This window comes from Dactylosporangium sp. McL0621, assembly GCF_049995355.1.
Taxonomy (GTDB): Bacteria; Actinomycetota; Actinomycetes; order Mycobacteriales; family Micromonosporaceae; genus Dactylosporangium.
This window is the reverse complement of the sequence record NZ_CP188259.1, coordinates 11194369-11216198: the sequence shown is the minus strand read 5'-3', so window position 1 is coordinate 11216198 and position 21830 is coordinate 11194369. Positions and strand designations below refer to the sequence as shown.

The following is a 21830-nucleotide window of genomic DNA, read 5'->3' as shown; positions in this document are numbered from 1 at the left end:
GCGGATCTGAGCACGGCATGCGTGGCGCGGCGGCCGAGGGCCGCCGCGCCACCGTCCTAGAACTCCTCCCAGGTGGCGGGGTCCTGCTTGACCGGCAGTTGCGCGACCGAGTCCACGGCGGCCATGTCCTCGCCGGTGAGCTCGAAGCCGAACAGGTCGGCGTTGGCCCGCTGCCGCTCCGGGTCGGAGGAGTGCGGTACCACGGTGAGGCCGCGCTGCACCAGCCAGCGGAGCACGACCTGGGCGGGGGTGACCCCGAGCCGGTCGGCCGCGGCCACGATCCCGGCGTCCTCGAGCACGCCGGTGTTGCGCTCCAGCGGGCTCCACGCCTGCACGACGGTGCCGCCGCCCTGCACGGCCGCCACCAGCTCGGGCCGCGCGTGCGACGGCGAGACCTGCAGCTGGTCGACGGCGGGGACGATGCCCGTCTCGGCGACGACGGCCGCGATGTGCTCGGGCAGGAAGTTGGAGACGCCGAGCGTGCGGATCAGGCCCTCGCGGTGCAGGTCGGCCATCTCGGCGTACGAGTCGGCGTAGCGCCCGACGGCCGGCAAAGGCCAGTGGATGAGGTACAGGTCGACGTAGTCGAGGCCGAGGCGCTCCAGCGAGGCCTCGAGGGCGGCGCGGGTCGAGCCGCGGCCCTGGTCGGAGCCGCGGAGCTTGGTGGTGACGAACAGCTCGGCGCGCGGGAGGCCGGACTCGCGCACGGCGGCGCCGACCGCGTCCTCGTTGCCGTACGACGCCGCGGTGTCGACCAGCCGGTAGCCGGCGGCGAGCGCGGCCAGGACGGCGTCGGTGGCCGCGCGGCCCTGCAGCGGCCAGGTGCCGTAGCCGGCGACGGGCATCCGGTGGCCGGAGTTCAGCGTCACGGTTGGGATCTGCATGGTCCAACCCTACGGACTCAGCAGCGCCGCCAGGCCGTCCAGCAGGCGACCCAGCCCGAACTCGAACAGGGTGTCCAGCTCGTAGTCCACCGCGTCCGGGCCCAGGGCGGCCAGCCGGGTGAAGGCCGGGAACGCGCCGCCGGCCGTGATCCGCGCGAACCGGGCCTCCTGGGCCGTGAACCACTCGACGTTGTCCACGCCCGTGTCCTGCTCGGCGTTGGCCTCCCACTCCAGGTTCACCGCCGTGCCGCGGACGTGGCTGGCCAGCATCATCGTGGCGTGCATGGCCACCGGCAGGGCCATCCCGGCCCGCTCCAGGGCGGCCAGGTTCCACTCCGTGTGGGCCATGGCCCGCTCGGCCATCGGCGGGCGGGTGAACGACATCACCTCGGCCACCCACGGGTGACGCCGGTAGACGCCCCACTGCAGCCGCGCGGACGTCGCCAGGCTCGCGCGCCAGCCGGTCGACGGGTCGGAGCCGGGCAGCGGGGCCTCGGCGAACGCCGCGTCCGTCATCAGCAGCAGCAGCTCCTCCTTGCCGGCGACGTGGCGGTACAGCGTCATGGTCGGCATCCCGAGCGCGGCGGCCAGGCGGCGCATCGACAGCGCGGTCAGGCCGTCGGTGTCGGCGAGCCGGATCGCGGTCGCCACCAGCCGGTCCGCGGGGGAGGGCGCCGCGGACGCGCGGGCGCGGGGGCGGCGCGCCACCACGGTGCCGATGCCGGGCTGGGGCTCGACCAGGCCCTCCTGGCGCAGCGCGGTCAGCGCCTTCGTGGCCGTCGCCATGGCCACGCCGTAGGTCCGCATGAGCTCGCGCGTGGACGGGACGCGGTCGCCCGGGCGCAGGTCGCCCGCGGCGATGGCGGTGCGGATCCGCGCGACGATGCGCTGGGAAGGGGGCTCGGGCTGCACTAGTGCACACCCTACCGTCGCTCGCGCATCGTTGAGCGCCCGGACGCGGTGTTCGTACGGTGTACGCATGACGAGGGTACTGATCTGCGGCGCGAGCATCGCCGGGAACGCCGTGGCCGCGCCGCTGGCCCGCGCCGGGTGCGAGGTGACGGTCGTCGAACGGGCGCCGGGGATCCGGGCCGGCGGGTACGCCGTCGACATCCGCGGGGTGGCGCTCGAGGTCGCCGAGCGCATGGGACTCGCGGCGCCGGCGCGGGAGTGCGGTACCGACACCGAAGGGACGAGCTTCGTCGACGGCAGCGGCCGGCGGATCGCCACGCTGCCGCTCGGGTTCGGGGTGCTCGACCCCGCCGACATCGAGATCATGAAGGGCGACCTCACCCGGCTGCTGCACGCGGAGGTGCCCGCGGGGGTCGAGTGGATCTTCGGGGACACGGTGGCCGAGGTGCACGGGGGCGACACCGTGACGGTCCGGCTCGCGAGCGGCGGCGTGCGGGAGTTCGACTACGTGGTCGGCGCGGACGGCATCCATTCGCGCATCCGGGAGCTGGCGTTCGGGCCTTCGCAGCGGTACCTGCACCACCTCGGCAGCGTCAGCGCGGTCTTCACGGCCCCGAACGAACTGGGCATCGAGCGCTGGCAGCTGGTGTACTCGATGCCGGGCCGGGTGGTGAGCGTCAAGACCGACCGGGGCTCGGACACGGTGAAGGTGACGCTGCTGTACGGCGGCCCGATGCCCCCGCGCGACCGCGCCGAGCGGGTGCGCGGCGTCGAGGCGGCGTTCGCCGGGGCCGGGTGGGTCGTACCGCGGCTGCTGGAGCTGATGCGGGCCGCACCCGACCTCTACGTGGCGCCGAACGCCCAGGTCAGGATGCCCGGCTGGACGGCCGGGCGGGTCGCGCTCGTCGGCGACGCCGGCTACGCCCCCTCCTCGCTCACCGGGCAGGGCACCGGCATGGCGCTCGTGGGGGCGTACCTGCTGGCCGGGCTCATCGCGCGGAACGCGGACCTGGCCGGGTACGACCGCGACCTGCGCGAGTTCGTCGACGTCAACCAACGCGCCGCGCTCATGCCGGCCCGGGCCTTCGCGCCGAAGTCCGAGCTCGCCGTGCGGCTGCAGCACCTCAGCATCCGCATGCTGCCGTACCTGCCGGGGCGGAACCTCATGATCGCGGCGATGACCCGCGAGGCGCGCCGCGCGGCCGGCGCCCTGACACTGCCCGCAGTAATCTCCTGACCCCAAAGGGTTTACTTCAGATCCGGTTTGATGCGTCGATGTAGGGGTGCAAGGTCGGCCGGACCCGGGTAGGCGCGCGATGGGTGATCGTGATGCGGCGATGGCCGCCATCCGCTCCGTGTACCTCATCACCGGCCGCATCAACACCGGCACCACGCTCGCCGAGACCCTCCAGCTGATCGTGGACGCGGTGGTCGACGGCATCGGGTTCGCCGTCGCCGTGGTCAACTACCTGCACCCCGAGGGCGAGTACGAGGCGGTCGCGCTCGCCGGCTCCGAGGAGGCGCGCGCGACGCTGCTCGGGGCGCGCTACCCGGCCGAGGTGCTCGACGAGTACCTCGAACGCGCGGAGGCCTGGGGGCAGCTGCGGTACCTCCCGCACGAGCGGCACAGCGCCCACATCCACTCCTGGGTGCCCGACGAGGTGCCCGGCGGCGACGGCGTGCCCGAGGAGGAGCGCTGGCACCCGCTCGACGCCCTGTTCGCGCCGCTGCGGGCGCCCGACGGCGAGCTGGTGGGCATCCTCGGCGTCGACCTGCCCGCCGACGGGCGCCGGCCCGGGCCGCTGCAGCGCGAGCTGCTCGAGATGCTCGCCGCGCAGGCGGGCATCGCGATCAACAACGCCAACCTGGTCGAGGCCCTGCAGCGGGAGCGCCGGCACCTCGCGGCCAGCGAAGAGGCCTTCCGGCTGGCCTTCACCGGCGCCGGTACCGGCATGTGCATGATCGGCGTCGACGGCGCGACCCAGGCCCGGCTGACCCGCGTCAACCCCGCCCTGTGCGAGCTGCTCGGCCGGGCCGAGGCCGAGCTGCTCGAGCGGCCCGTCGCCGACCTGCTGCACCCCGACGACCTCGACCTGGCCCGGCTCGCCTTCGCCGCCGCGACGACCGGCAAGGGCATCCCGGTGCGCGACTACGAGATCCGCTGCGTGCGCGGCGACGGCGCCGTGATCTGGGTCGCCACGACGCTCTCGCTCGTGGCCGGGCCGCCCGCCTTCGGCATCCTGCAGGTGCAGGACATCACCGGGCGCAAGGCCGCCGAGGCCGACCTGGTGCGCCGCGCGTCCCTGGACCCGCTCACCGGCCTGGCCAACCGCGACGCCCTGGCGTCCCCCCTGGCCGCCGCGGTGCGCCGCGCCCGCGCCGGGCGGGGCGACAGCGCGCTGCTCTTCTGTGACCTCGACGACTTCAAGTCGGTGAACGACACGCTCGGCCACGACGCCGGGGACGCGGTGCTCATCGCCGTGGCCCAGCGGCTGTGCGCGCTCGTGCGGCCCGGCGACACCGTGGCCCGCCTCGGCGGCGACGAGTTCGTGGTGCTGACCGAGGACGTGGCCGGCCTCGACGCGGCCGGGGTGGCCGCGCTCGTCGACCGGGTCGAGCGCGCGGTCGCGGCGCCGGTGGTGCACGACGGGCACGTGCTGCGGGTGCGCGTCAGCGTCGGGGCGGCCGTGATCGATGCCACGGTGGGGGATGCGGGCGCGGCCCTGCGAACCGCCGATCGGGCGATGTACCAGGTGAAAGGCTACCGCCACGGGCGCGGGATGACCGATCGGGTGACAGCGCACGGTGAGCGTTCCGGTGCACCGGGTGGTATGCCATTGGTCCGGCTGGCCGAGGGCTGAACGGCCGGTTAGTGTCGGATGGTCTGCCGCGGTCGACGCACCCCGAACAGCGGGGTCACCGCGCAGGCGCCGTCGAGCCGCGCCGTCCACTTCGGCGTCGCGGGCCGGGGACCCATCGCAGTCCTTGGGGTGTATCCGTGACCGAGTCACGGTAGGGCGAATCCTCCCGTCCGAACCCGTCAGCTAACCCGGTAGGCGGCACCGGAAGGAGAACCACGCGTGCTCGTCGACGCCCTGTGTCGTCTGTCTCCCGGACGGGTGATCGCCAGGACCTGAGCCTGGCCTGTCACACCCGTTGACCGTTCGCCGCCGCCGCGCGATCCCTTTGGCACCACGGGATCGTGCCGATGGCGCGCGCCCGCATCCGTCCGAGGAACCCATCTTGCTGAAACCGCTGTCGCTCAAACCATTGCCACGCCAGTTCCAGCCCCGGCATCGCCGGGCCCTGCAACCAGTCAAGCCCGCGGTCGTGTCGGCCGTCATCCTGTCCGCAACGCTGCTCGCGTCCGGCTCGGCCGGCCGCTCCGCCGCCGGCCCGCCCGGTTCGCCGGTCGCCGTCGCCGCGGCCCCCGCGCCCGCCTACGCCCGGGACGCCTCGCTCGTCGTGACCGAGCTCGACGGGCAGGCCACGCTCGGCGACGCGCCCGCGCCGGCCACGCCGCCGCCGCCCGCCCGGCCGCGGCCGGTCGCCGGGCTGGACCAGACCCAGATGAACAACGCCGCCGCCATCGTCAAGCAGGGCCGCGCCCAGGGCGTGCCGGACAAGGGCCTCGTCGTCGCGGTGGCCACCGCGATGCAGGAGAGCGACCTGTACAACGTGGCGAGCCCGACCGTCCCGTCCTCGATGAAGCTGCCGCACGACGCCGTCTCGACCGACCACGACTCGATCGGGCTGTTCCAGCAGCGCGCGAGCCAGGGCTGGGGCAGCGTGCCGGAGCTCATGGACCCGGCGCACTCGGCGATGCTGTTCTTCAACGCGCTCGCCCGGGTGCCGGGCTGGCAGGGGATGAGCGTCACGGGTGCCGCGCAGGCGGTGCAGCGCTCCGCGTTCCCGGGGGCGTACCAGAAGCACGCCGACCGGGCCGGGCAGGTGGTCGCGGCTATCGCCTGATTTTTCTCAGAGCTACCGCGGCGTCCGCGGTGGTCCGGACCGTAACTCCCGTGGCCTCACCGTCCGCCGTTGGTCACGGCGGTTCCCGGCCGGTGGCCGGTGAGGTTTCGGGCGGGGAAGCGGCCGGTACCGGGGTCGACGCGGGCGCAGGCGGGACCGGGGCCCGGGGGGCGTTGAGGGCGAGCGTCGTCACGACGGTCAGCGCGAGCGCGGTCGCGGCGCCGGCGGTCGCGGTCCGCCGAAACCGGCGCCGGCGGCCGTCGGCGACCACGCGGGCCAGGTCGACGCGGGAGGCCGGGGCCTCGTCACCGCCGTGCATGAGGCGCCGCAGCTGCCGGTCGTTCATCGTGTCCTCCCCGCGTCCAAAGGGTCCTCGAGCAGGCGCCGCATCGTGGCGAGCGCGGCCGAGGTCTGGCTCTTGACCGTGCCCGGGGCGCAGCGCAGGACCCGCGCGGTCTGCTCGACGGACATGTCGCAGAAGAACCGCAGCACCAGTACCGCGCGCTGGCGGTGCGGCAGCCGCGCGAGCGCCGCGTGCAGCTCCAGCCCTTCCGGTACACCTTCCAGCGCGACGTCCTCGGCGCACCGCTCCGGCAGCCGGTCGACGGGCGACTCCCGCGCCGCCCAGCCGCGGCGCCGCTCGTCGATGAAGCGGTGGACGAGGACCGTGCGCACGTACGCGTCGACGTTCCCGGCCCGCCGGATGCGCCGCCAGCGCACGTACACGTCGGTCAGGGTGCGCTGGACGATGTCGTCGCCGCGGGTCCAGTCGCCGCACAGCAGGTACGCGGCGCGGCGCAGCCCGGGCAGTCGTTCCCGTACGAACTCGTGAAACTCATCCTCGATGGCGTCGGCCATACCCCTTAGGCGTCGGCGGGGCCCGGAACGGTTCGGCGGTTGCGGCGGGTCTTGTGCTTTACCGCGCGGTCGCGCGGGTCCGTGCTTACCGCGCGGCCTTGTGCTTTACCGCGCGGTCGCGCGGGTCCGTGTTTGCCGCGCGGCCTTGTGCTTTACCGTGCGGTCGCGCGGGTCCGTGCTTGCCGCGCGGGTCTTGTGCTTTACCGCGCGGTCGCGCGGGTCTGTGCTTGCCGCGCGGGTCTTGTGCTTTACCGCGCGGTCGCGGTGGCTCGGCGGGCCAGGGCGACCAGCTCGGCCACGGCGGCGGGGGAGGGCGAGGCGAGATCGAGCGTGAGCAGCGCCTGGGAGAGCAGCTCGTCGGCCTGGCGGCGGCACCACTCGCGGGCGCCGGACTGCTCGATGGTCTTCGCGGCGCGCTCCAGGTCGGCGTCGCTCAGGCGGGTGCGGCCCTCGAAGAGCGCGGCCAGCTCGTCGGCGCCGGCCGCGATCGCCGCCGCGACCGGCAGCGAGCGGCGCCGGCGGCGCAGGTCGGGCCCGATGCCCGCGAGGTCCTCGGTGAACTGCACGGCCAGGCCCAGGCGCACGCCGAACAGCCGCAGCCGCTCGACCTGGGCCGGGTCGCCGCCGCCCGCGGCCGCGCCGAGGGCGCACGCGCAGCCGAACAGGGCGCCGGTGCGCTGCTCGACCATGGCCAGGGTGTCGCGCAGCAGGTCGGTGCGCTCCTCGCCGGCCGGGGTCGCGCCCGGGCGGGTGTCGCGCAGGGCCAGGGAGGCGTGCTGGCCGTGCAGGAGCTCCTGCACGGTATCGCCCAGCACGCGCAGCATCGCCCGGTCGGGGCTCGCCTGTCCGGACCGCTGCCGGATGCGCGCGGGGCTGCTGCGGGTGGGGTCGCCGGTGGCGATCACGTCGAAGGCCAGCGCCAGCAGCGCCTCACCGCCCAGCGAGGCGGGCTCGGCGCCGACCACGCCCCAGGCGGTACCGTCGGCGTGCTCGTCGACCAGGTCGCGGCGGATGGCCGACCAGTGGTGCATGAGCTCGACCGCGACCGCGGAGGGCACGGCGTCGTGCGGGTCGCCGCCGACCGCGTCCGCGCAGACCAGGGTCAGGGCGCTGCGCACCGAGACCGCCGGCGCGTCCACCCCGCCCCAGGTGAGGTGGTGCCAGCCCAGCTGCAGCTCGGCGACCTCCCGCGACGGCTCGGGCAGCCGCCCGATCGCCGTGCGCAGGGGCGGGTCGACAAGCCTCCCGGCCCAGCGCAGCACGTCGTCCGTGGTCCTCAGCACGATGACCACCGCGGTCGCACCACCCATCGCAAATCGCACAGTCAGCGGGTACTGGAAGATCGGGCCGCGCCGATGCGGCCGCCGGGCTCTCGTGAGCCTGGTCAAGTATGCCGGTGCCGCCGGGCGGACATGCCGGATTCCGCAATGGAGGGGTCATGTGGCGAAGACCGCGGTCGCCCGTACGGTGCGTGTCGGGACAAAATCCGCGTGTCGCGCCGCCGGTCGTGCTGGGTCCACAGTAGATGGTCCGGTCCAGGGCCATAGGGCCGCACCTTCGCGCCGGGTGCCGCCCGGAGGGGCGGTGCGGCCGCGCGAGTCGTAAATTGTCGTAGCCGCGAGGCAGGATAGGCGTGGACGGACTGGGGGAGGTGGCGGTTGGCCGGCAAGATCAAGGACGAGGACATCGCCCTGGTCCGGGAGCGCACGTCGATCGAGGACGTGATCTCCGAGCACGTCACGCTGCGTTCGGCGGGCGGCGGCAATCTCAAGGGGCTGTGCCCGTTCCACGACGAGAAGACCGCCTCCTTCAACGTCTCACCGACCCGCAACGTGTACTTCTGCCACGGCTGCGGCGCCGGTGGCGACGCGATCAAGTTCCTGATGGACCACGATCACCTCTCGTTCGTGGAGTCCGTCGAACGGCTCGCGTCCCGGGCCGGGCTGCAGCTGCACTACGTCGAGGCCGGCAGCGCGCCGGTGCGGCCCAGTGGCCAGAAGCACCGGCTCATCGCCGCGCACGCCGAGGCCGCGCGCTTCTACGCCGAGCAGCTCGGCACGCCCGGGGCCCGCAAGGCGCGCGAGTTCCTCGCGCAGCGCGGGTTCAGCAAGGAGGCGGCCGAGCGCTACGGGTGCGGCTTCGCGCCCGAGGGCTGGGACAACCTCGCCAAGCACCTGCGGGTGAAGGGGTTCTCGGCGACCGAGCTGACCACCGCCGGGCTGTGCCGCGAGGGGCGCTCCGGCGGGCTCATCGACCGGTTCCGGCGCCGGCTGGTCTGGCCGATCAAGGACATCGCGGGCGAGGTCATCGGCTTCGGCGCGCGGAAGCTGTTCGACGACGATGACGGGCCGAAGTACCTCAACACGCCCGAGTCGCCCCTGTACAAGAAGTCGCACGTGCTCTACGGCATCGACCAGGCCAAGCGCGAGATCGCCAAGCAGAGCCGGGTCGTCATCGTGGAGGGCTACACCGACGTGATGGCCTGTCACCTGGCCGGCGTGCCGGTGGCCGTGGCGACCTGCGGCACCGCGTTCGGCGGCGACCACATCTCGGTGCTGCGGCGGCTGCTCATGGACGCCGACGGCTACGGCGGGGAGATCATCTTCACCTTCGACGGCGACGCCGCCGGGCAGAAGGCGGCGCTGCGCGCGTTCGAGGACGACCAGCGCTTCGTCGCCCAGACGTTCATCGCCGTCGGGCCCGACAACATGGACCCCTGCGAGCTGCGCCTGGCCAAGGGTGACGCGGCCGTGCGGGACCTGGTCGCCGACCGGCAGCCGCTGCTCGACTTCGCGCTCCGCTCGGTCATCCAGCGCTTCGACCTCGACACCGCCGAGGGTCGCGTCGGCGCCCTGCGGGCCACGGCGCCGCTGGTCGCCAAGATCAAGGACCGGACGCTGCGGCCGGAGTACGCGCGCAAGCTCTCCGGTGACCTCGGCATGGAGCTCGAGACGGTGCAGCGGGCGGTCGCCGCGGCGGCCAAGGGCGCGGTCGACCCGATGCCGCCCCCGCAGCAGCGGCGCGTGCTCGCCCCCGACAGCGCCGAGGCGCTCGTCGAGCGGGAGGCGCTGAAGCTCGCGCTGCAGGAGCCGGTCCTCGCGGGGCCGATGTTCGATGCGATCGGCCCGGAGATGTACACGCACCCGACCTACGCCGCGCTGCGCACCGCGGTGCTGGAGGCGGGCGGCGCGTCGAGCGCGACCGGCGGCGCGGTCTGGATCGAGCAGGTCCGCGAGGCCTGCCTGGACCTGGCCTCGGGCGCGACGGTGGCCGAGCTGGCGGTGGAGCCGCTGCGGCTGGACGGCGAGCCGGACCCGCGCTACGTCGAGGTGACGATCAACCGGCTCCAGCTCATGGCGCTGAACCGGACGATCGCGGAGCTCAAGTCGAAGCTGCAGCGGATCAACCCGGTCAGCAGCGCCGACGAGCACCTGCGGCTGTTCAGCGAGCTGGTGTCGCTGGAGCAGCACGCGCGGGCCCTGCGCGATCGCGGCGCGAGCCGCTGGTGAGCCGGTCGGGCATCTTGAACGAAACGAGGTCATAGTCCGTGTTCGGGTTCTTGCAGCGCAGAAGGCTGCCCGCCGAGCGCCGGCCGAAGCTCGGGCCGGACGAGCGCGTCGTGGCGTGGGCGGGCGCGACCGGCGACAACGTCCTGGTGGCGACCAACCACGGGCTGTGGCTGCCCGGCGCGGACGAGCGGCTCGGCTGGCACGAGATCCACAAGGCGACGTGGTCCGGGCGGCAGCTCGCCGTGATCGCGGCGCGGGAGGTGCCGGTCGCGGACGGCGACTACGCGGTGATGGAGGAGCTGCCGCCGCTGGTCGTCACGCTGCTCGACCCCGACCGGGTGCCCGAGCAGGTGCGCGTGCGCGTCAACAAGTCGATCGCGCACACGTCGCACCATCCGCTCGAGGAGCTCACCGGCGCGCGGGGCGGGGTGCGCGTCGTGGGGCGGCGGGTGCCCGGGGTCAACGGGCTGCGCTGGACGGTGCGCTACGACGAGGGCGTCGACGCGTCCGCGCCCGGCGTGGCCGAGTACACGGCGGAGCTTGTCGCGTGGGCGAGGTCAGGCGTCGGCACGGTCGCGTGAGCGCGGCCGGGACGTCGGGCGGCGGCGCCGCCCGGGACTGACGGCGAGGCGCACCACGACGGAGGGAAGTCAGCCGTCGGCACGGTTGCGTGAGCGCGGCCGGGACGTCGGGCGGCGGCGCCGCCCCGGGACCGACGGCGAGGCGCACCACGACGGGGGCGAAGTCAGGCGTCAGCGCGGTCGCGTGAGCGCGGCCGGGACGTCGGGCGTCGGCGCCGCCCGGGGACTGACGGCGAGGCGCACCACGACCGGGGCGCCGTCAGGCGTCGGCTCGGTCGCGTGAGCGCCGCCGGACGAGGCGCACGACGACCGCGGTGACCAGGGCGACGTCGAGGAACGCGCCCGGCACCTTCGTCTTCGTGGCCAGGCCCAGGCTGTCGGGCAAGGTCAGGAACGGCAGCGCGACCACCGCGACGTGCACGCCCGTGCGCAGGCGCCCGGTGAGCTCGGTGCCGGCGAGGACGGCGATGCCCGCGAGCGCGTACCAGGCGTAGAAGACCGGGCCGAGCACCGCCGTGGCCAGCATCGCCAGGCCGGCCGCGGTCAGCACGGCGTCGATGTCGGTGCGCCGGCGCAGGGCGCGCAGCCAGAGCCACAGCAGCAGGGCGGCGAGGACCGCGAAGCCGATCGCGCGGGCGGCGGCGACGACGGTACCGAACGCATCCGGCCGGCCCGCGACCCGCAGCACGTAGCCGGCCGCCATGCCCACGCCACTCGGGATCGACAGCCACTGCACCAGCCCCGCGGTCGCGCCCAGCGCGCGCAGGAAGCCCAGCCCGTGGCCGGTGACGGCGGCGAGCAGCGCGTAGGTCGCGACCGTCGCGGCCACCGAGATCGTGCGGCGGCGCAGGACCGGCAGCAGCAGTACCGCGAACGGCAACGCCACCAGCGCGGTCACCTTGACCGCGGCGGCCAGCCCGAACGCGATCCCGGACAGTCCGGCCCGGTCGCGGGTCGCGAAGACGAAGCCGGCGAGCACGAACCCGGCCACGAGGATGTCGTTGTGCGCGCCCGATATCACGTGTACCAGCACGAGCGGGCTGGCCGCGAGGACGGCGTTGCCGTCGGTGAGCCGGTGCGCGGCCGCCACGCAGAGCACCAGACCGAGGATCGCGACGAGCCGGAACAGCCCGACGGCGACGAGCAGGTGCCCGTGCGCGAGCCAGGCCACGGCGCCCGAGATCGCGAACCACAGCGGCCCGTACGGCGTCGGGGTGTCGCGCCACAGCGGCGGGACCTCCGACAGCCAGGTGCAGGGCAGCGCCGACGGGCCGTGCTCGTAGAGGTTGATGCCGGCGTCGAAGAGCTGACCCTGGCAGGCGTACGCGTACACGTCCAGCGCGCCCATGGGCGGCGCGACCAGCAGCGGCAGGCTCCACAGGGCGGCCGTGACCAGGAGACTCCGGGGCTGCTCGCCGCGCAGGTGCCACCAGGCGTAGGCCAGCATCAGCAGCGCCACGAACCACACGCAGACGCCTGTCACCCAGGCGGCGTCGTGCGTCCCGGGCTTGCCGGCCAGGAATCCGCTCAGCGCCAGCAGGGTTGAGGCGGCCAGCCCGAGCCATCGCACCTGGGCATCCTAATGGCCCCGAAAATTGTCGTACCCCACGGCTAGGGTCGGGTCGTGGTCGAGAACAGGGCATTGATAGCGGCGACGGCACTGGTCAAACGATTCGGGGATTTCGCGGCTGTCGATGGCATCGATGTCCGGGTGGCGGCCGGGGAGGCGTTCGGGTTCCTGGGGCCCAACGGCGCCGGCAAGTCCTCCACGATGCGGATGATCGGGTGCGTGTCGCGGCCCACGAGCGGGCGGCTGAGCATCCTGGGCCTGGACGCGGCCCGGGACGGGCCGGCGATCCGGGCGCGGCTCGGGGTGTGCCCGCAGCAGGACACCCTCGACCCGGAGCTCACGGTGCTGGAGAACCTGGTGGTCTACGCGCGGTATTTCGGCATACCGCGCCGCCTCGCCCGCGAACGGGCCCGGGAGCTGCTCGACTTCGTGCAGCTCGGCGACCGGTCCGGCGACAAGGTCGAGCCGCTGTCGGGCGGCATGAAGCGGCGGCTGACGATCGCCCGGGCGCTGGTGAACGAGCCCGACCTGGTGCTGCTCGACGAGCCGACGACCGGGCTCGACCCGCAGGCCCGGCACCTGGTGTGGGAGCGGCTCTTCCGGCTCAAGCAGCGGGGCGTGACGCTGGTGCTGACCACCCACTACATGGACGAGGCCGAGCAGCTGTGCGACCGGCTCGTGGTGATGGACAACGGCCGGATCGTCGCCGAGGGCTCGCCACGGGAGCTGATCGCGCGGCACTCGACCCGCGAGGTGGTGGAGGTCCGCCTCGACCTCGACAACAGCGACGCGCCCGACAAGCTCGACGGGATCGGCGAGCGGGTCGAGGTGCTGCCCGACCGCACCCTCGTCTACACCGAGGACGGCGACGCCGCGCTGGCCGAGATCGCCGCGCGGGGGCTGCGGCCGTCGAGCACGCTCGTGCGCCGCGGCTCCCTGGAGGACGTGTTCCTGCACCTCACCGGCCGGACGCTGGTGGAGTGATGGGGACGCTCGCGGTGTTCGAGTACCACCTGGTGTCCTACCGGCGCATCTGGCGCGGGTCGGTGCTCAGCTCGTTCGCGCTGCCGGTGATGTTCCTCGTCGCGATGGGGGTCACCGTCGGCGGCTACGTCGACGCGCGCCCGTCCGGCCTCGGCGCGCCCTACCTCGACTGGATCGGGCCGGGGCTGCTCGCCTCGACGGCGCTGCAGGTCGCGGTGAACGACGCGACCTGGCCGGTGTATTCGATGTTCCACTGGATCCGCAGCTACCACGCGATGCGGGCGACTCCGGTGACGTCGGCCGGGATCCTGCGCGGGCACCTGCTGTACGTCGGGCTGCGCGTCGGCGTCGCCACGCTCGCCTTCCTGCTCGTGCTGCTGCCGTTCGGCGCGCTGCACTCGTGGTGGGCCCTGGCGACGTTCGCGCCGGCGATCCTGACCGGGCTGGCGTTCGCGGCGCCGTCGTTCGCGTTCGCCGCGGCGGTGGACAGCGACGGGTACTTCGCGGTGCTGTTCCGGCTCGTGGTGGTGCCGATGACGCTCTTCGCCGGGGTGTTCTTCCCGGTCGGCGGGCTGCCGGCGCCGGCCCGCGCCCTCGCCTACGCCTCGCCGCTGTGGCACGGGGTCGAGCTGTGCCGCGCGGCGACGCTGGGCACGGCGACGGCCTGGGGCGTGTGGGCGCACACCGCGGTCCTCCTCGCCTACGCCGCGGTCGGCTACGCCCTCGCCGTGCGCGGGTTCGCCCGGCGGCTGGAGGACTGAGCGATGCTGCTCGGGGGCGCCCTGTCCGTGGCCGCGCGCAACGTGGCGGCGGCGCGGCACATGACCTACTGGCTCGTGCTGGTGTCGGGGTTCGCGGAGCCGATGCTGTACCTGTTCTCGATCGGGGTCGGCGTCGGCCGGCTCGTCGGCGACGTGCCGATCGGGGGCGGGCGGGCGGTGTCCTACGCCGAGTTCGTGGCCCCGGCCACGCTGGCCGCCTCGGCCATGACGGGCGCGATGGCCGAGACGGTCATGAACTTCTACGGGAAGCTGAAGTTCATGAAGCTGTACGACGCGACGCTGGCCACGCCGGTGACGCCGCTGCAGCTGGCCTCGGGCGAGCTGCTGTGGGCCCTCGCCCGCGGGGCCTTCTACTCGGCCGCGTTCCTCGTCGTGATGGTCGTCCTGGACCTCACCACCTGGGCGCGGGCCCTGCTCGCCTTCCCGGCCGCGATGCTTGTCGGGTTCGCGTTCGGCGGGCTGGGGATGGCGGTGTCGACGTTCCTGCGCTCGTGGCAGGACTTCGACTACGTGAACGTGGGGCAGTTCGCGCTGTTCCTGTTCAGCGGGACCTTCGCGCCGCCGGCGGGCTACCCGCCGCTCGCGCGCGCGGTGGTGGAGCTGACGCCGCTGTTTCACGGGGTGGAGCTGATTCGCGGCCTGAGCCTGGGCGTGTGGTCGTGGGGTCTGGCGGGGCACGCGGCGTACCTGGTGGCGCTGGCCCTGGCCGGCCTGTGGCTGGCCGGTCGCCGCCTGGGCCGGCTGCTCCTGACGTGACCCGGCCGCCGCCCCGCCTGGGCCGCTGCTTCCGACGGGACCTGCAGCCGCCCGTCTGGGCCGCCGCTTCCGACGGGACCTGCAGCCGCCTGGCTGAGCCGCTGGTTTCGACGTGACCCGGCCGCCGCCTGGCTGGGCCGCTGCTTTCGGCGTGATCGGCCGCCGCCTGGCTGGGCCGCTGCTTTCGGTGTGGCCCGTCCCGGCCTGTCTGGGCTGCTGCTTCCGACGGGACCTGCAGCCGCCTGGCTGGGCCGCTGCTTTCGACGTGATCGGCCGCCGCCTGTCCGGGCCGCTGCTTCCGGTGTGGCCGGCGCTTGGGCGGCTGCTCCTGGCGTGACCCGCCGGCGGTGGGCGGTGCGTATGAAACGCTCACCCGCCGGCGGTGGTTGGTGTGCCGGGAGCGCTCACCCGCCGCAGTGGTCGGTCGGTATGGGAGCACTCACTCGCCGTGGGCGGGCGCCGTGTCCCGAACGTTATGGTGCGCGATTCGCCCCGATTTTGGCGCTGGTGATGATCTCGCCATAGGCCTCTTGAGCTGCTGTGATGTTCTTATTTCTGGAACGGGCGAACTTCCGTTGGAATCAGCAAAAGTTTGGTAACGGGCGCCAGAAGGTCTAGACGGGGTTCTCGGCAGCGCCTAGAGTCTCGACGCAACACGGGTGTAACGCGGGCCACACAGGCCGGCAATCATCCCGGTTCCGGCGGTGTGGTGGTGTTGCCGCAAGTCGCGGTGCGCCAGGGGACTGCGACCTGACGAGGAGGTGCCTCAATGAACACGGTCAGCGCCATCGACAACCCGGTTCAGTCGCGCCTGCTCCGGCTGTTGCGGGACACCGGGGCACTGTCGCGGGCCGAGCTGGCGGACCGTCTCGAGGTACCGCGGCCGCGGCTGCTGGCCGACCTCGACGCGCTCGTCGCCACCGGGCTGATCCGTGAGGCCGGGCCCGCGGCCAGCCGGGGCGGGCGGCGCTCGACGCTCGTGGAGCTCAACCCGGGGCTGCGCTTCGCCGCGGTCGACCTCGGGGCCAGCTCGATCGACGTCGAGATCACCGACGGGCGGCTGGAGCCCCTCGCCGCGTACGGGGAGCCGGCGGACATCCGCTCCGGACCCAAGGTCATTCTCCAGCGCGTCAACGAGATCCTGCACAAGTTCCGGGCCGAGGGCGCGTACGAGCGCCTGAACGCCATCGGGATCGGGGTGCCCGGGCCGGTCAGCTTCCGCGACGGCGTGCCCGTGTCGCCGCCGATCATGCCCGGCTGGGACCGGTTCCCGGTGCGGGAGGCGCTCGGGCGCGAGCACAACTGCCCGGTCGTCGTCGACAACGACGTCAACATCATGAGCATCGGCGAGCGCTACGGCGGCGTCGCGCACTCGGTCGACAACCTGCTGTTCCTCAAGGTCGGCACGGGGATCGGGTGCGGCATCTACCTCAACGGCGAGGTGTACCGGGGCACCGACGGCTGCGCCGGCGACATCGGCCACATCCAGGTCGACAGCCACGGGCCGGTGTGCTCGTGCGGCAACGTCGGCTGCCTGGAGGCCCTCTTCGGCGGCGGCGCGCTCGCGCGGGACGCCACGGCGGCGGCGCGCAGCGGTGCGTCGCCCGCGCTCGCGGACCGGCTCGCCGCGGGCGGCTCGGTGACCGCCAAGGACGTCGCCGACGGCGCGGCCGAGGGCGACGTCACCTGCATCCGGCTGATCCGCGACGGCGGACGGCGCGTCGGCGGGGTGCTCGCCGGCCTGGTCAGCTTCATCAACCCGTCGATGATCGTGGTCGGCGGCGGCCTGGCCGGGCTCGGGCACATCCTGCTCGCCGAGATCCGCAGCGTGGTGTACCGGCGCTCGCTGCCCCTTGCGACCGGCAACCTGCCGGTCGTCCTGTCCGAGCTCGGCCCCCGCGCCGGCGTTGTCGGCGCCGCGGTGCTGGCCAGCGAACTCGCATATGGACGGCCATCATGACAGATCCCCCGGCACCCGACCGCGAAGAAGTCCTCCGCCTCACCGACGTCGTCAAGACCTTCCCCGGCGTGCGCGCGCTCGACGGCGTGCAGCTGGAGGTCCGGGCGGGCGAGGTGCACTGCCTGCTCGGGCAGAACGGCGCCGGCAAGTCCACCCTCATCAAGGTGCTCGCCGGCGTGCACGCCCCGGACTCCGGCGAGGTCCGGTGGCTGGGCGAGCCCGCCTCCTTCGGCAGCCCGCAGGCCGCCATGAAGGCCGGCATCGCCACCATCTACCAGGAGCTCGACCTCGTCGACGGGCTCAGCGTCGCCGAGAACATGTACCTCGGCCACGAGCCCGGCACCGCCGGCTTCGTCGGGCGCCGCACGATGCGCCGCGGCGCGGCCGCGATCCTGGCCCGCCTCGGCCACCCGGAGATCCCGGTCGCCCGGGAGGTCGGCAAGCTGCCCGCCGCCGCGAAGCAGATCGTGAGCATGGGCCGGGCGCTGTCGCGGGAGGCGCGGCTGCTCATCATGGACGAGCCGAGCGCCGTGCTCGCCCACGACGAGGTCCAGAACCTCTTCCGGATCGTGCGCGGGCTCACCGGCCAGGGCATCGCGGTCATCTACATCTCGCACCGCCTCGACGAGATCCGCGAGATCGGCGACCGGGTCACGGTGCTCAAGGACGGGCGCACCACCGCCGCGAACCTCGACGCCAAGACGACGCCGAACCGCGAGCTGGTGAGCCGGATGACCGGGCGCACCATCGAGTACGTCTTCCCCGAGCGGCCGGCCCCGAAGACGGGCAGCCCGCTGCTGCTGCGGGTCGACGGGCTGACGCTGCCGGGCCGGTTCGCGGACGTGTCCCTGCGTGTCCACAGCGGAGAGATCGTGGGCATCACGGGCCTCGTCGGCTCGGGCCGGTCCGAGGTCCTCGAGTCCATCTACGGGGCGCGCCGGCCTTCCACCGGTACCGTCGAAATGCTTGGAAAAAAGGTTCGCAAGGGCAGCGTCAACGCGGCCGTGCGGGCCGGCATCGGCATGGCGCCCGAGGAGCGCAAGAGCCAGGCGCTGCTGCTGGGCGAGCCGATCTACCGCAACGTCACCCTCGCCGGCTTCGCCCGCTACGCCCGCGGCGGCTTCACCGACGCCGGCCGCGAGCGCGCCGTCGCCGAGGACGTCACCCGCCGCCTCGACCTGCGCCCGGCCGACGTGCGCCGGCCGGTGCGGACGCTCTCCGGCGGCAACCAGCAGAAGGTCGTCGTCGGGCGGTGGCTGCTCGGCGGCACGAAGCTGCTGCTGCTCGACGAGCCGACCCGCGGCGTCGACGTGGGCGCGCGGGCCGAGCTGTACCAGGTCATCCGCCGCCTCGCCGACGAGGGCGTCGGCGTGCTGCTCGTCTCCAGTGAGGTGCCCGAGGTGCTCGGCCTCGCCGACCGCGTGCTCGTCATGCGGGAGGGCCGGCTCGTGCGCGAGGCGCCCGCCGGCGAGCTCGACGAAGACACCGTGCTCGACCTGGTCATGGCCGGGTCGCTGCTCGACGGAGCCGATCTGACGAGCATTAGCCCCGAAGGGACCGCCGTATGAGCACCGCCACTGAACCGGTGGACGTCCATGACGCGCCCCGCGTGACCGCGCAGGGCTGGTGGCAGCGCGAGAGCGCGGACCACGCCAAGCGCAACCTGGCCCTGATCGGCGTGCTGCTCCTGCTGCTGGTCATCGGCGCCATCACCAAGCCCGAGATCTACCTCGACGCCGAGCGTCTGTGGAACAACGAGCTGACGGTACTCACCCAGGCCTCCAGCATCGGGGTGCTGACCATCGGCATGACCTTCGTGATGATCAGCGGCGGCATCGACCTGTCCGTCGGGGCGCTGCTCGCCCTGGCCAGCGTCTGGTGCACCACGGTCGCCACGCAGAGCTACGGCACCTTCTCCATGCTCTTCGCCGCGGTCGCGGTCGGCGCGGTGGCGGGCCTCATCAACGGCGGCCTGATCGCGTACGGCCGGCTGGTGCCCTTCATCGCGACGCTCGCGATGATGCTGTCGGCCCGCGGGCTCGCCCAGAGCATCTCCGGCTCGCAGACCCAGATCAACCACGACGCGTTCATCAACGGCTTCGCCACCACCAAGCTCCTCGGCGTGCCGGTCGTGGCCATCATGTTCCTGGTCGTGGTGGTGCTGGGCTGGGTGCTGCTGAACCGGACCACGTTCGGCCGGCGGACCATCGCCATCGGCGGCAACGCCGAGGCCGCCCGGCTCGCCGGCATCAACGTGCGGCTGCACACGGTCCTGCTGTACGTCCTGTCGGGCGTCTGCTGCGGCATCGCGGCCCTCATCGTGGTCTCGCAGACCACCTCCGGCAGCAACACCCACGGCGACCTGTACGAGCTCGACGCGATCGCCGCCGCCATCATCGGCGGCACCGCGCTGACCGGGGGCCGCGGCACCGTCGTCGGCTCGCTGCTCGGCGTGCTCATCTTCACGCAGATCACCAACCTGTTCGTGATCAACAATCTGCAGACCGACGCCCAGCGCATCATCAAGGGCGGCATCATCGTCGTCGCCGTACTCATCCAGGCGTTCCCGGTCATCTCGCTCTGGCGCCGCCGAAAAGCGTCCTAGCGCCGCCGCAGGGTCCCTGCACTGCTCGAAAATCCCACGCTGCCGTCCACGCCGGGACGGTCGCGCCGTTCCCCACACCCAAAAACACCCCAATTTGGAGGTCGTGATGAGCGACATGTCCCGCCGCCGGCTCCTGCTCGGCGGGGCCGCCCTCGGCGCTGGTGCGCTGCTGGCCGGCTGCACGTCGAACGACACGAAGGACAGCGAGCCGCAGACCAACACCAAGGAGGGCAACGCCGCCAGCGAGGCCCCCGGCAAGGCCGTCACCATCGGCTTCTCCGCCCCGGCGGCCGACCACGGCTGGATCGGCGCCATCACCGCCAACGCCAAGGCCCAGGCGGCGAAGTTCTCCGACGTCACGCTCAAGGCGGTCGACGCCGGCAAGGACGCCCCCGCCCAGATCGCCGCGCTGGAGACCCTGATCGCCAGCAAGCCGGACGCGATCGTGCTGCTGCCGCAGGACGGCGCCCAGCTCACCGCGATCGGCAAGAAGGCCATGGACGCGGGCATCATCGTCATCAACCTCGACCGCGAGTTCTCCGACTCGGCCGCGTCGTTCTGCCTCATCAAGGGCGACAACTACGGCATGGGCGTCGCCGCCGGGCACTACGTCGGCGAGAAGCTCAAGGGCAAGACCGACGCGGTCATCGGCGAGATCCCCGGCATCGACGAGCTGCAGCTGACCAAGGACCGCTCGAAGGGCTTCGCCGACACGCTCAAGACCTACGGGCTCACCGTCAAGCACCGCGTCGCGGCCGGCTTCACGGTGCAGACCGGCCAGTCCGCCGCGGCGAACCTGCTGCAGGCCGCGCCGAAGCTCGACGCGGTGTGGAACCACGACGACGACCAGGGCGTCGGCGTGCTCGCCGCGATCCAGCAGGCCGGGCGCAAGGAGTTCTTCATGGTCGGCGGCGCGGGCTCCCGCGACGCGATGGACCACATCAAGGCCGGCGACACCGTGCTCACCTCGACGGTCACGTACCCGCCGTCGATGGCCTCGTCGGCGATCATCCTGGCCCGCCTCGCGGCCCAGGGCAAGGGCATGGGCGACCTGGTCGAGCTGCAGGTGCCGAAGCTGATCGTGCTGCAGTCCGAGACGATCACCAAGGACAACGTCGACAAGTACCTGCCGCTCGGCTTCAAGTCCTGAACGACCGCACTTCAGAAAGGAACCGCCAGTGTCCAGTCAGGAGCTGCGCGTCGGCATGGTCGGGTACGCCTTCATGGGGGCCGCCCACTCGCAGGCGTGGCGCACCGTGAACCGGGTCTTCGACCTGCCGGCGCGGGCGAGCATGGTCGCCGTCTGCGGTCGCGACGCGGCCCGGCTGGCCGAGGCCGCGGCCCGGCTCGGCTGGGCCGAGGCGGTGACCGACTGGCGCGAGCTGATCGCCCGGGACGACATCGACGTCATCGACGTGTGTACCCCGGGCGACAGCCACGCCGAGATCGCCATCGCCGCGCTCGAGGCGGGCAAGCACGTGCTCTGCGAGAAGCCGCTGGCCAACACCGTCGACGAGGCCCGGGCGATGGTGGCGGCCGCGGCCAAGGCCCGGGCGGCCGGGGTGCGCTCGGCCTGCGGGTTCAACTACCGCCGCGTGCCGGCGGTGAGCCTCATGCGCAACATGGTCGCCGCGGGCCGGCTCGGCGCGATCCGCCACGTCCGCGCCGCCTACCTGCAGGACTGGATCGTCGATCCGAGCTTCCCGCTGGTGTGGCGGCTGCAGAAGGAGAAGGCCGGCTCGGGCGCGCTCGGCGACATCGGCGCGCACATCATCGACCTGACCCAGTTCGTCACCGGGCAGCGCATCACCGGCGTGTCCGGGCTGACGGAGACGTTCATCAAGGAGCGGCCGCTGCCCTCGTCCTCGACCGGGCTGTCGGCGTCGGCGGCTTCGGGGCCGGCGGTCCCGGGGTCGGCGGTCTCGGCGGCCACGGGCGAGGTCACCGTGGACGATGCCGCCTTGTTCATCGCGCGGCTCGACGGGGGAGCGGTGGCGACGTACGAGGCGACGCGGTTCGCGACGGGGCGCAAGAACGGGCTGCGGGTGGAGGTCAACGGGGAGCACGGCTCGCTGGCCTTCGACCTCGAGCGGCTCAACGAGCTCGAGTTCTTCGACGCCACCCGGCCCGCGGCCGAGCAGGGCTGGTCGCGCATCCTGGTGACGGAGGGCGAGCACCCGTACCTCGGCGCCTGGTGGCCGCCGGGGCACATCATCGGGTACGAACACTCCTTCACCCACGAAATGCGCGACTTCATCGAGGCAGTCGCGACGGGCGCCGACCCGACGCCGTCGTTCGAGGACGCGCTGCAGGTGCAGCTGGTGCTCGACGCGGTGGCGCGCTCCGACTCGTCGTGGATCAGCGTCTCGTGAGCGGTTCGGAGCGAAGCGGAGAGGCCGCTCACCCGGAGGGCTTTGTGCCGGGGCCGCAGCGAAGCGGAGGCCACGGCATGAGCGA

Annotated in this window: 19 protein-coding genes and 1 riboswitch; of the genes, 13 read left to right on the top strand and 6 right to left on the bottom strand. The window is 73.2% G+C overall.

Annotation, left to right across the window (positions count from 1 at the left end):
• Positions 1-56 precede the first annotated feature (56 nt).
• Together ACPPVO_RS53070 and ACPPVO_RS53065 are read right to left on the bottom strand one after the other, a co-directional pair.
• The gene (locus tag ACPPVO_RS53070; protein ID WP_426507005.1) at positions 57-884 is read right to left on the bottom strand and encodes an aldo/keto reductase; all 828 of its coding nucleotides are present in this window, start codon (positions 882-884) and stop codon (positions 57-59) included.
• A 9-nt stretch (positions 885-893) separates the two neighbouring features.
• Positions 894-1796 carry a TetR/AcrR family transcriptional regulator C-terminal domain-containing protein gene (locus tag ACPPVO_RS53065; protein WP_426507003.1) on the bottom strand — a complete coding sequence of 301 codons (903 nt, stop codon included), beginning with the start codon at positions 1794-1796 and terminating at the stop codon, positions 894-896.
• A 67-nt stretch (positions 1797-1863) separates the two neighbouring features.
• Between ACPPVO_RS53065 and ACPPVO_RS53060 the strand changes: the two genes are divergently transcribed.
• From ACPPVO_RS53060 to ACPPVO_RS53050, 3 genes are all read left to right on the top strand, one after another.
• A complete protein-coding gene (locus ACPPVO_RS53060; protein ID WP_426507002.1) occupies positions 1864-3033 on the top strand; it encodes an FAD-dependent monooxygenase in 1170 nt (389 codons plus the stop codon).
• Between the two features lie 79 nt (positions 3034-3112).
• Positions 3113-4657: a diguanylate cyclase domain-containing protein gene (locus ACPPVO_RS53055; protein ID WP_426507000.1), complete on the top strand. Its 1545-nt coding sequence runs from the start codon at positions 3113-3115 to the stop codon at positions 4655-4657.
• 70 nt (positions 4658-4727) lie between these two features.
• A riboswitch (cyclic di-AMP (ydaO/yuaA leader) is annotated at positions 4728-4870 on the top strand.
• Between the two features lie 169 nt (positions 4871-5039).
• Entirely contained in the window at positions 5040-5768 is a 729-nt protein-coding gene (locus tag ACPPVO_RS53050) for a hypothetical protein (protein ID WP_426506998.1), read from the top strand.
• Positions 5769-5841: 73 nt separating this feature from the next.
• Here the strand turns inward: ACPPVO_RS53050 and ACPPVO_RS53045 are convergent, their stop codons facing one another.
• The 3 genes from ACPPVO_RS53045 to ACPPVO_RS53035 form a co-directional block, all read right to left on the bottom strand.
• Positions 5842-6114, bottom strand: coding sequence for a hypothetical protein (locus ACPPVO_RS53045; RefSeq protein ID WP_426506997.1), 273 nt, complete (start codon positions 6112-6114; stop codon positions 5842-5844).
• Positions 6111-6626, bottom strand: a complete 516-nt coding sequence (locus tag ACPPVO_RS53040; RefSeq protein WP_426506995.1) for a SigE family RNA polymerase sigma factor — start codon at positions 6624-6626, stop codon at positions 6111-6113. The genes ACPPVO_RS53045 and ACPPVO_RS53040 overlap by 4 nt, the downstream gene beginning before the upstream one ends.
• A gap of 248 nt (positions 6627-6874) precedes the next feature.
• Positions 6875-7909, bottom strand: coding sequence for a polyprenyl synthetase family protein (locus ACPPVO_RS53035; protein ID WP_426506993.1), 1035 nt, complete (start codon positions 7907-7909; stop codon positions 6875-6877).
• A 375-nt stretch (positions 7910-8284) separates the two neighbouring features.
• On the opposite strand from ACPPVO_RS53035, the gene dnaG reads away from it, so the two are divergent.
• Entirely contained in the window at positions 8285-10135 is a 1851-nt protein-coding gene (gene dnaG, locus ACPPVO_RS53030) for a DNA primase (RefSeq protein ID WP_360381893.1), read from the top strand.
• A gap of 38 nt (positions 10136-10173) precedes the next feature.
• Positions 10174-10716 carry a hypothetical protein gene (locus ACPPVO_RS53025; RefSeq protein ID WP_426506991.1) on the top strand — a complete coding sequence of 181 codons (543 nt, stop codon included), beginning with the start codon at positions 10174-10176 and terminating at the stop codon, positions 10714-10716.
• Positions 10717-10975: 259 nt separating this feature from the next.
• Here ACPPVO_RS53025 and mptB read toward each other — a convergent pair whose 3' ends face one another.
• The gene (mptB, locus tag ACPPVO_RS53020) at positions 10976-12286 is read right to left on the bottom strand and encodes a polyprenol phosphomannose-dependent alpha 1,6 mannosyltransferase MptB (protein WP_426506990.1); all 1311 of its coding nucleotides are present in this window, start codon (positions 12284-12286) and stop codon (positions 10976-10978) included.
• Between the two features lie 54 nt (positions 12287-12340).
• Between mptB and ACPPVO_RS53015 the strand changes: the two genes are divergently transcribed.
• The 8 genes from ACPPVO_RS53015 (at position 12341) to ACPPVO_RS52980 (ending at position 21745) form a co-directional block, all read left to right on the top strand.
• Positions 12341-13270, top strand: a complete 930-nt coding sequence (locus ACPPVO_RS53015) for an ABC transporter ATP-binding protein (RefSeq protein WP_426506988.1) — start codon at positions 12341-12343, stop codon at positions 13268-13270.
• Positions 13270-14031, top strand: coding sequence for an ABC transporter permease (locus ACPPVO_RS53010; RefSeq protein WP_360381901.1), 762 nt, complete (start codon positions 13270-13272; stop codon positions 14029-14031). The genes ACPPVO_RS53015 and ACPPVO_RS53010 overlap by 1 nt, the downstream gene beginning before the upstream one ends.
• A gap of 3 nt (positions 14032-14034) precedes the next feature.
• Positions 14035-14808 (top strand): ABC transporter permease, encoded by a 774-nt coding sequence (locus ACPPVO_RS53005; RefSeq protein ID WP_426506987.1) that lies wholly within the window; start codon positions 14035-14037, stop codon positions 14806-14808.
• A 769-nt stretch (positions 14809-15577) separates the two neighbouring features.
• Entirely contained in the window at positions 15578-16768 is a 1191-nt protein-coding gene (locus tag ACPPVO_RS53000) for an ROK family transcriptional regulator (protein ID WP_426506986.1), read from the top strand.
• The gene (locus tag ACPPVO_RS52995; protein ID WP_426506985.1) at positions 16765-18336 is read left to right on the top strand and encodes a sugar ABC transporter ATP-binding protein; all 1572 of its coding nucleotides are present in this window, start codon (positions 16765-16767) and stop codon (positions 18334-18336) included. The genes ACPPVO_RS53000 and ACPPVO_RS52995 overlap by 4 nt, the downstream gene beginning before the upstream one ends.
• Positions 18333-19373 carry an ABC transporter permease gene (locus ACPPVO_RS52990; protein ID WP_426506983.1) on the top strand — a complete coding sequence of 347 codons (1041 nt, stop codon included), beginning with the start codon at positions 18333-18335 and terminating at the stop codon, positions 19371-19373. The genes ACPPVO_RS52995 and ACPPVO_RS52990 overlap by 4 nt, the downstream gene beginning before the upstream one ends.
• A gap of 106 nt (positions 19374-19479) precedes the next feature.
• Positions 19480-20523 carry a substrate-binding domain-containing protein gene (locus ACPPVO_RS52985; protein ID WP_426506981.1) on the top strand — a complete coding sequence of 348 codons (1044 nt, stop codon included), beginning with the start codon at positions 19480-19482 and terminating at the stop codon, positions 20521-20523.
• Positions 20524-20578: 55 nt separating this feature from the next.
• Positions 20579-21745, top strand: coding sequence for a Gfo/Idh/MocA family protein (locus ACPPVO_RS52980; RefSeq protein WP_426514862.1), 1167 nt, complete (start codon positions 20579-20581; stop codon positions 21743-21745).
• Positions 21746-21830 lie beyond the last annotated feature (85 nt).

Coding starts and splice junctions, on each gene's coding strand:
- ACPPVO_RS53070 (WP_426507005.1), bottom strand. CDS start 884: ATGCAGATCCCAACCGTGACGCTGAACTCCGGCCACCGGATGCCCGTC.
- ACPPVO_RS53060 (WP_426507002.1), top strand. CDS start 1,864: ATGACGAGGGTACTGATCTGCGGCGCGAGCATCGCCGGGAACGCCGTG.
- ACPPVO_RS53055 (WP_426507000.1), top strand. CDS start 3,113: ATGGGTGATCGTGATGCGGCGATGGCCGCCATCCGCTCCGTGTACCTC.
- ACPPVO_RS53045 (WP_426506997.1), bottom strand. CDS start 6,114: ATGAACGACCGGCAGCTGCGGCGCCTCATGCACGGCGGTGACGAGGCC.
- ACPPVO_RS53040 (WP_426506995.1), bottom strand. CDS start 6,626: ATGGCCGACGCCATCGAGGATGAGTTTCACGAGTTCGTACGGGAACGA.
- ACPPVO_RS53010 (WP_360381901.1), top strand. CDS start 13,270: ATGGGGACGCTCGCGGTGTTCGAGTACCACCTGGTGTCCTACCGGCGC.
- ACPPVO_RS53005 (WP_426506987.1), top strand. CDS start 14,035: ATGCTGCTCGGGGGCGCCCTGTCCGTGGCCGCGCGCAACGTGGCGGCG.
- ACPPVO_RS53000 (WP_426506986.1), top strand. CDS start 15,578: ATGAACACGGTCAGCGCCATCGACAACCCGGTTCAGTCGCGCCTGCTC.
- ACPPVO_RS52995 (WP_426506985.1), top strand. CDS start 16,765: ATGACAGATCCCCCGGCACCCGACCGCGAAGAAGTCCTCCGCCTCACC.
- ACPPVO_RS52990 (WP_426506983.1), top strand. CDS start 18,333: ATGAGCACCGCCACTGAACCGGTGGACGTCCATGACGCGCCCCGCGTG.
- ACPPVO_RS52985 (WP_426506981.1), top strand. CDS start 19,480: ATGAGCGACATGTCCCGCCGCCGGCTCCTGCTCGGCGGGGCCGCCCTC.
- ACPPVO_RS52980 (WP_426514862.1), top strand. CDS start 20,579: ATGGTCGGGTACGCCTTCATGGGGGCCGCCCACTCGCAGGCGTGGCGC.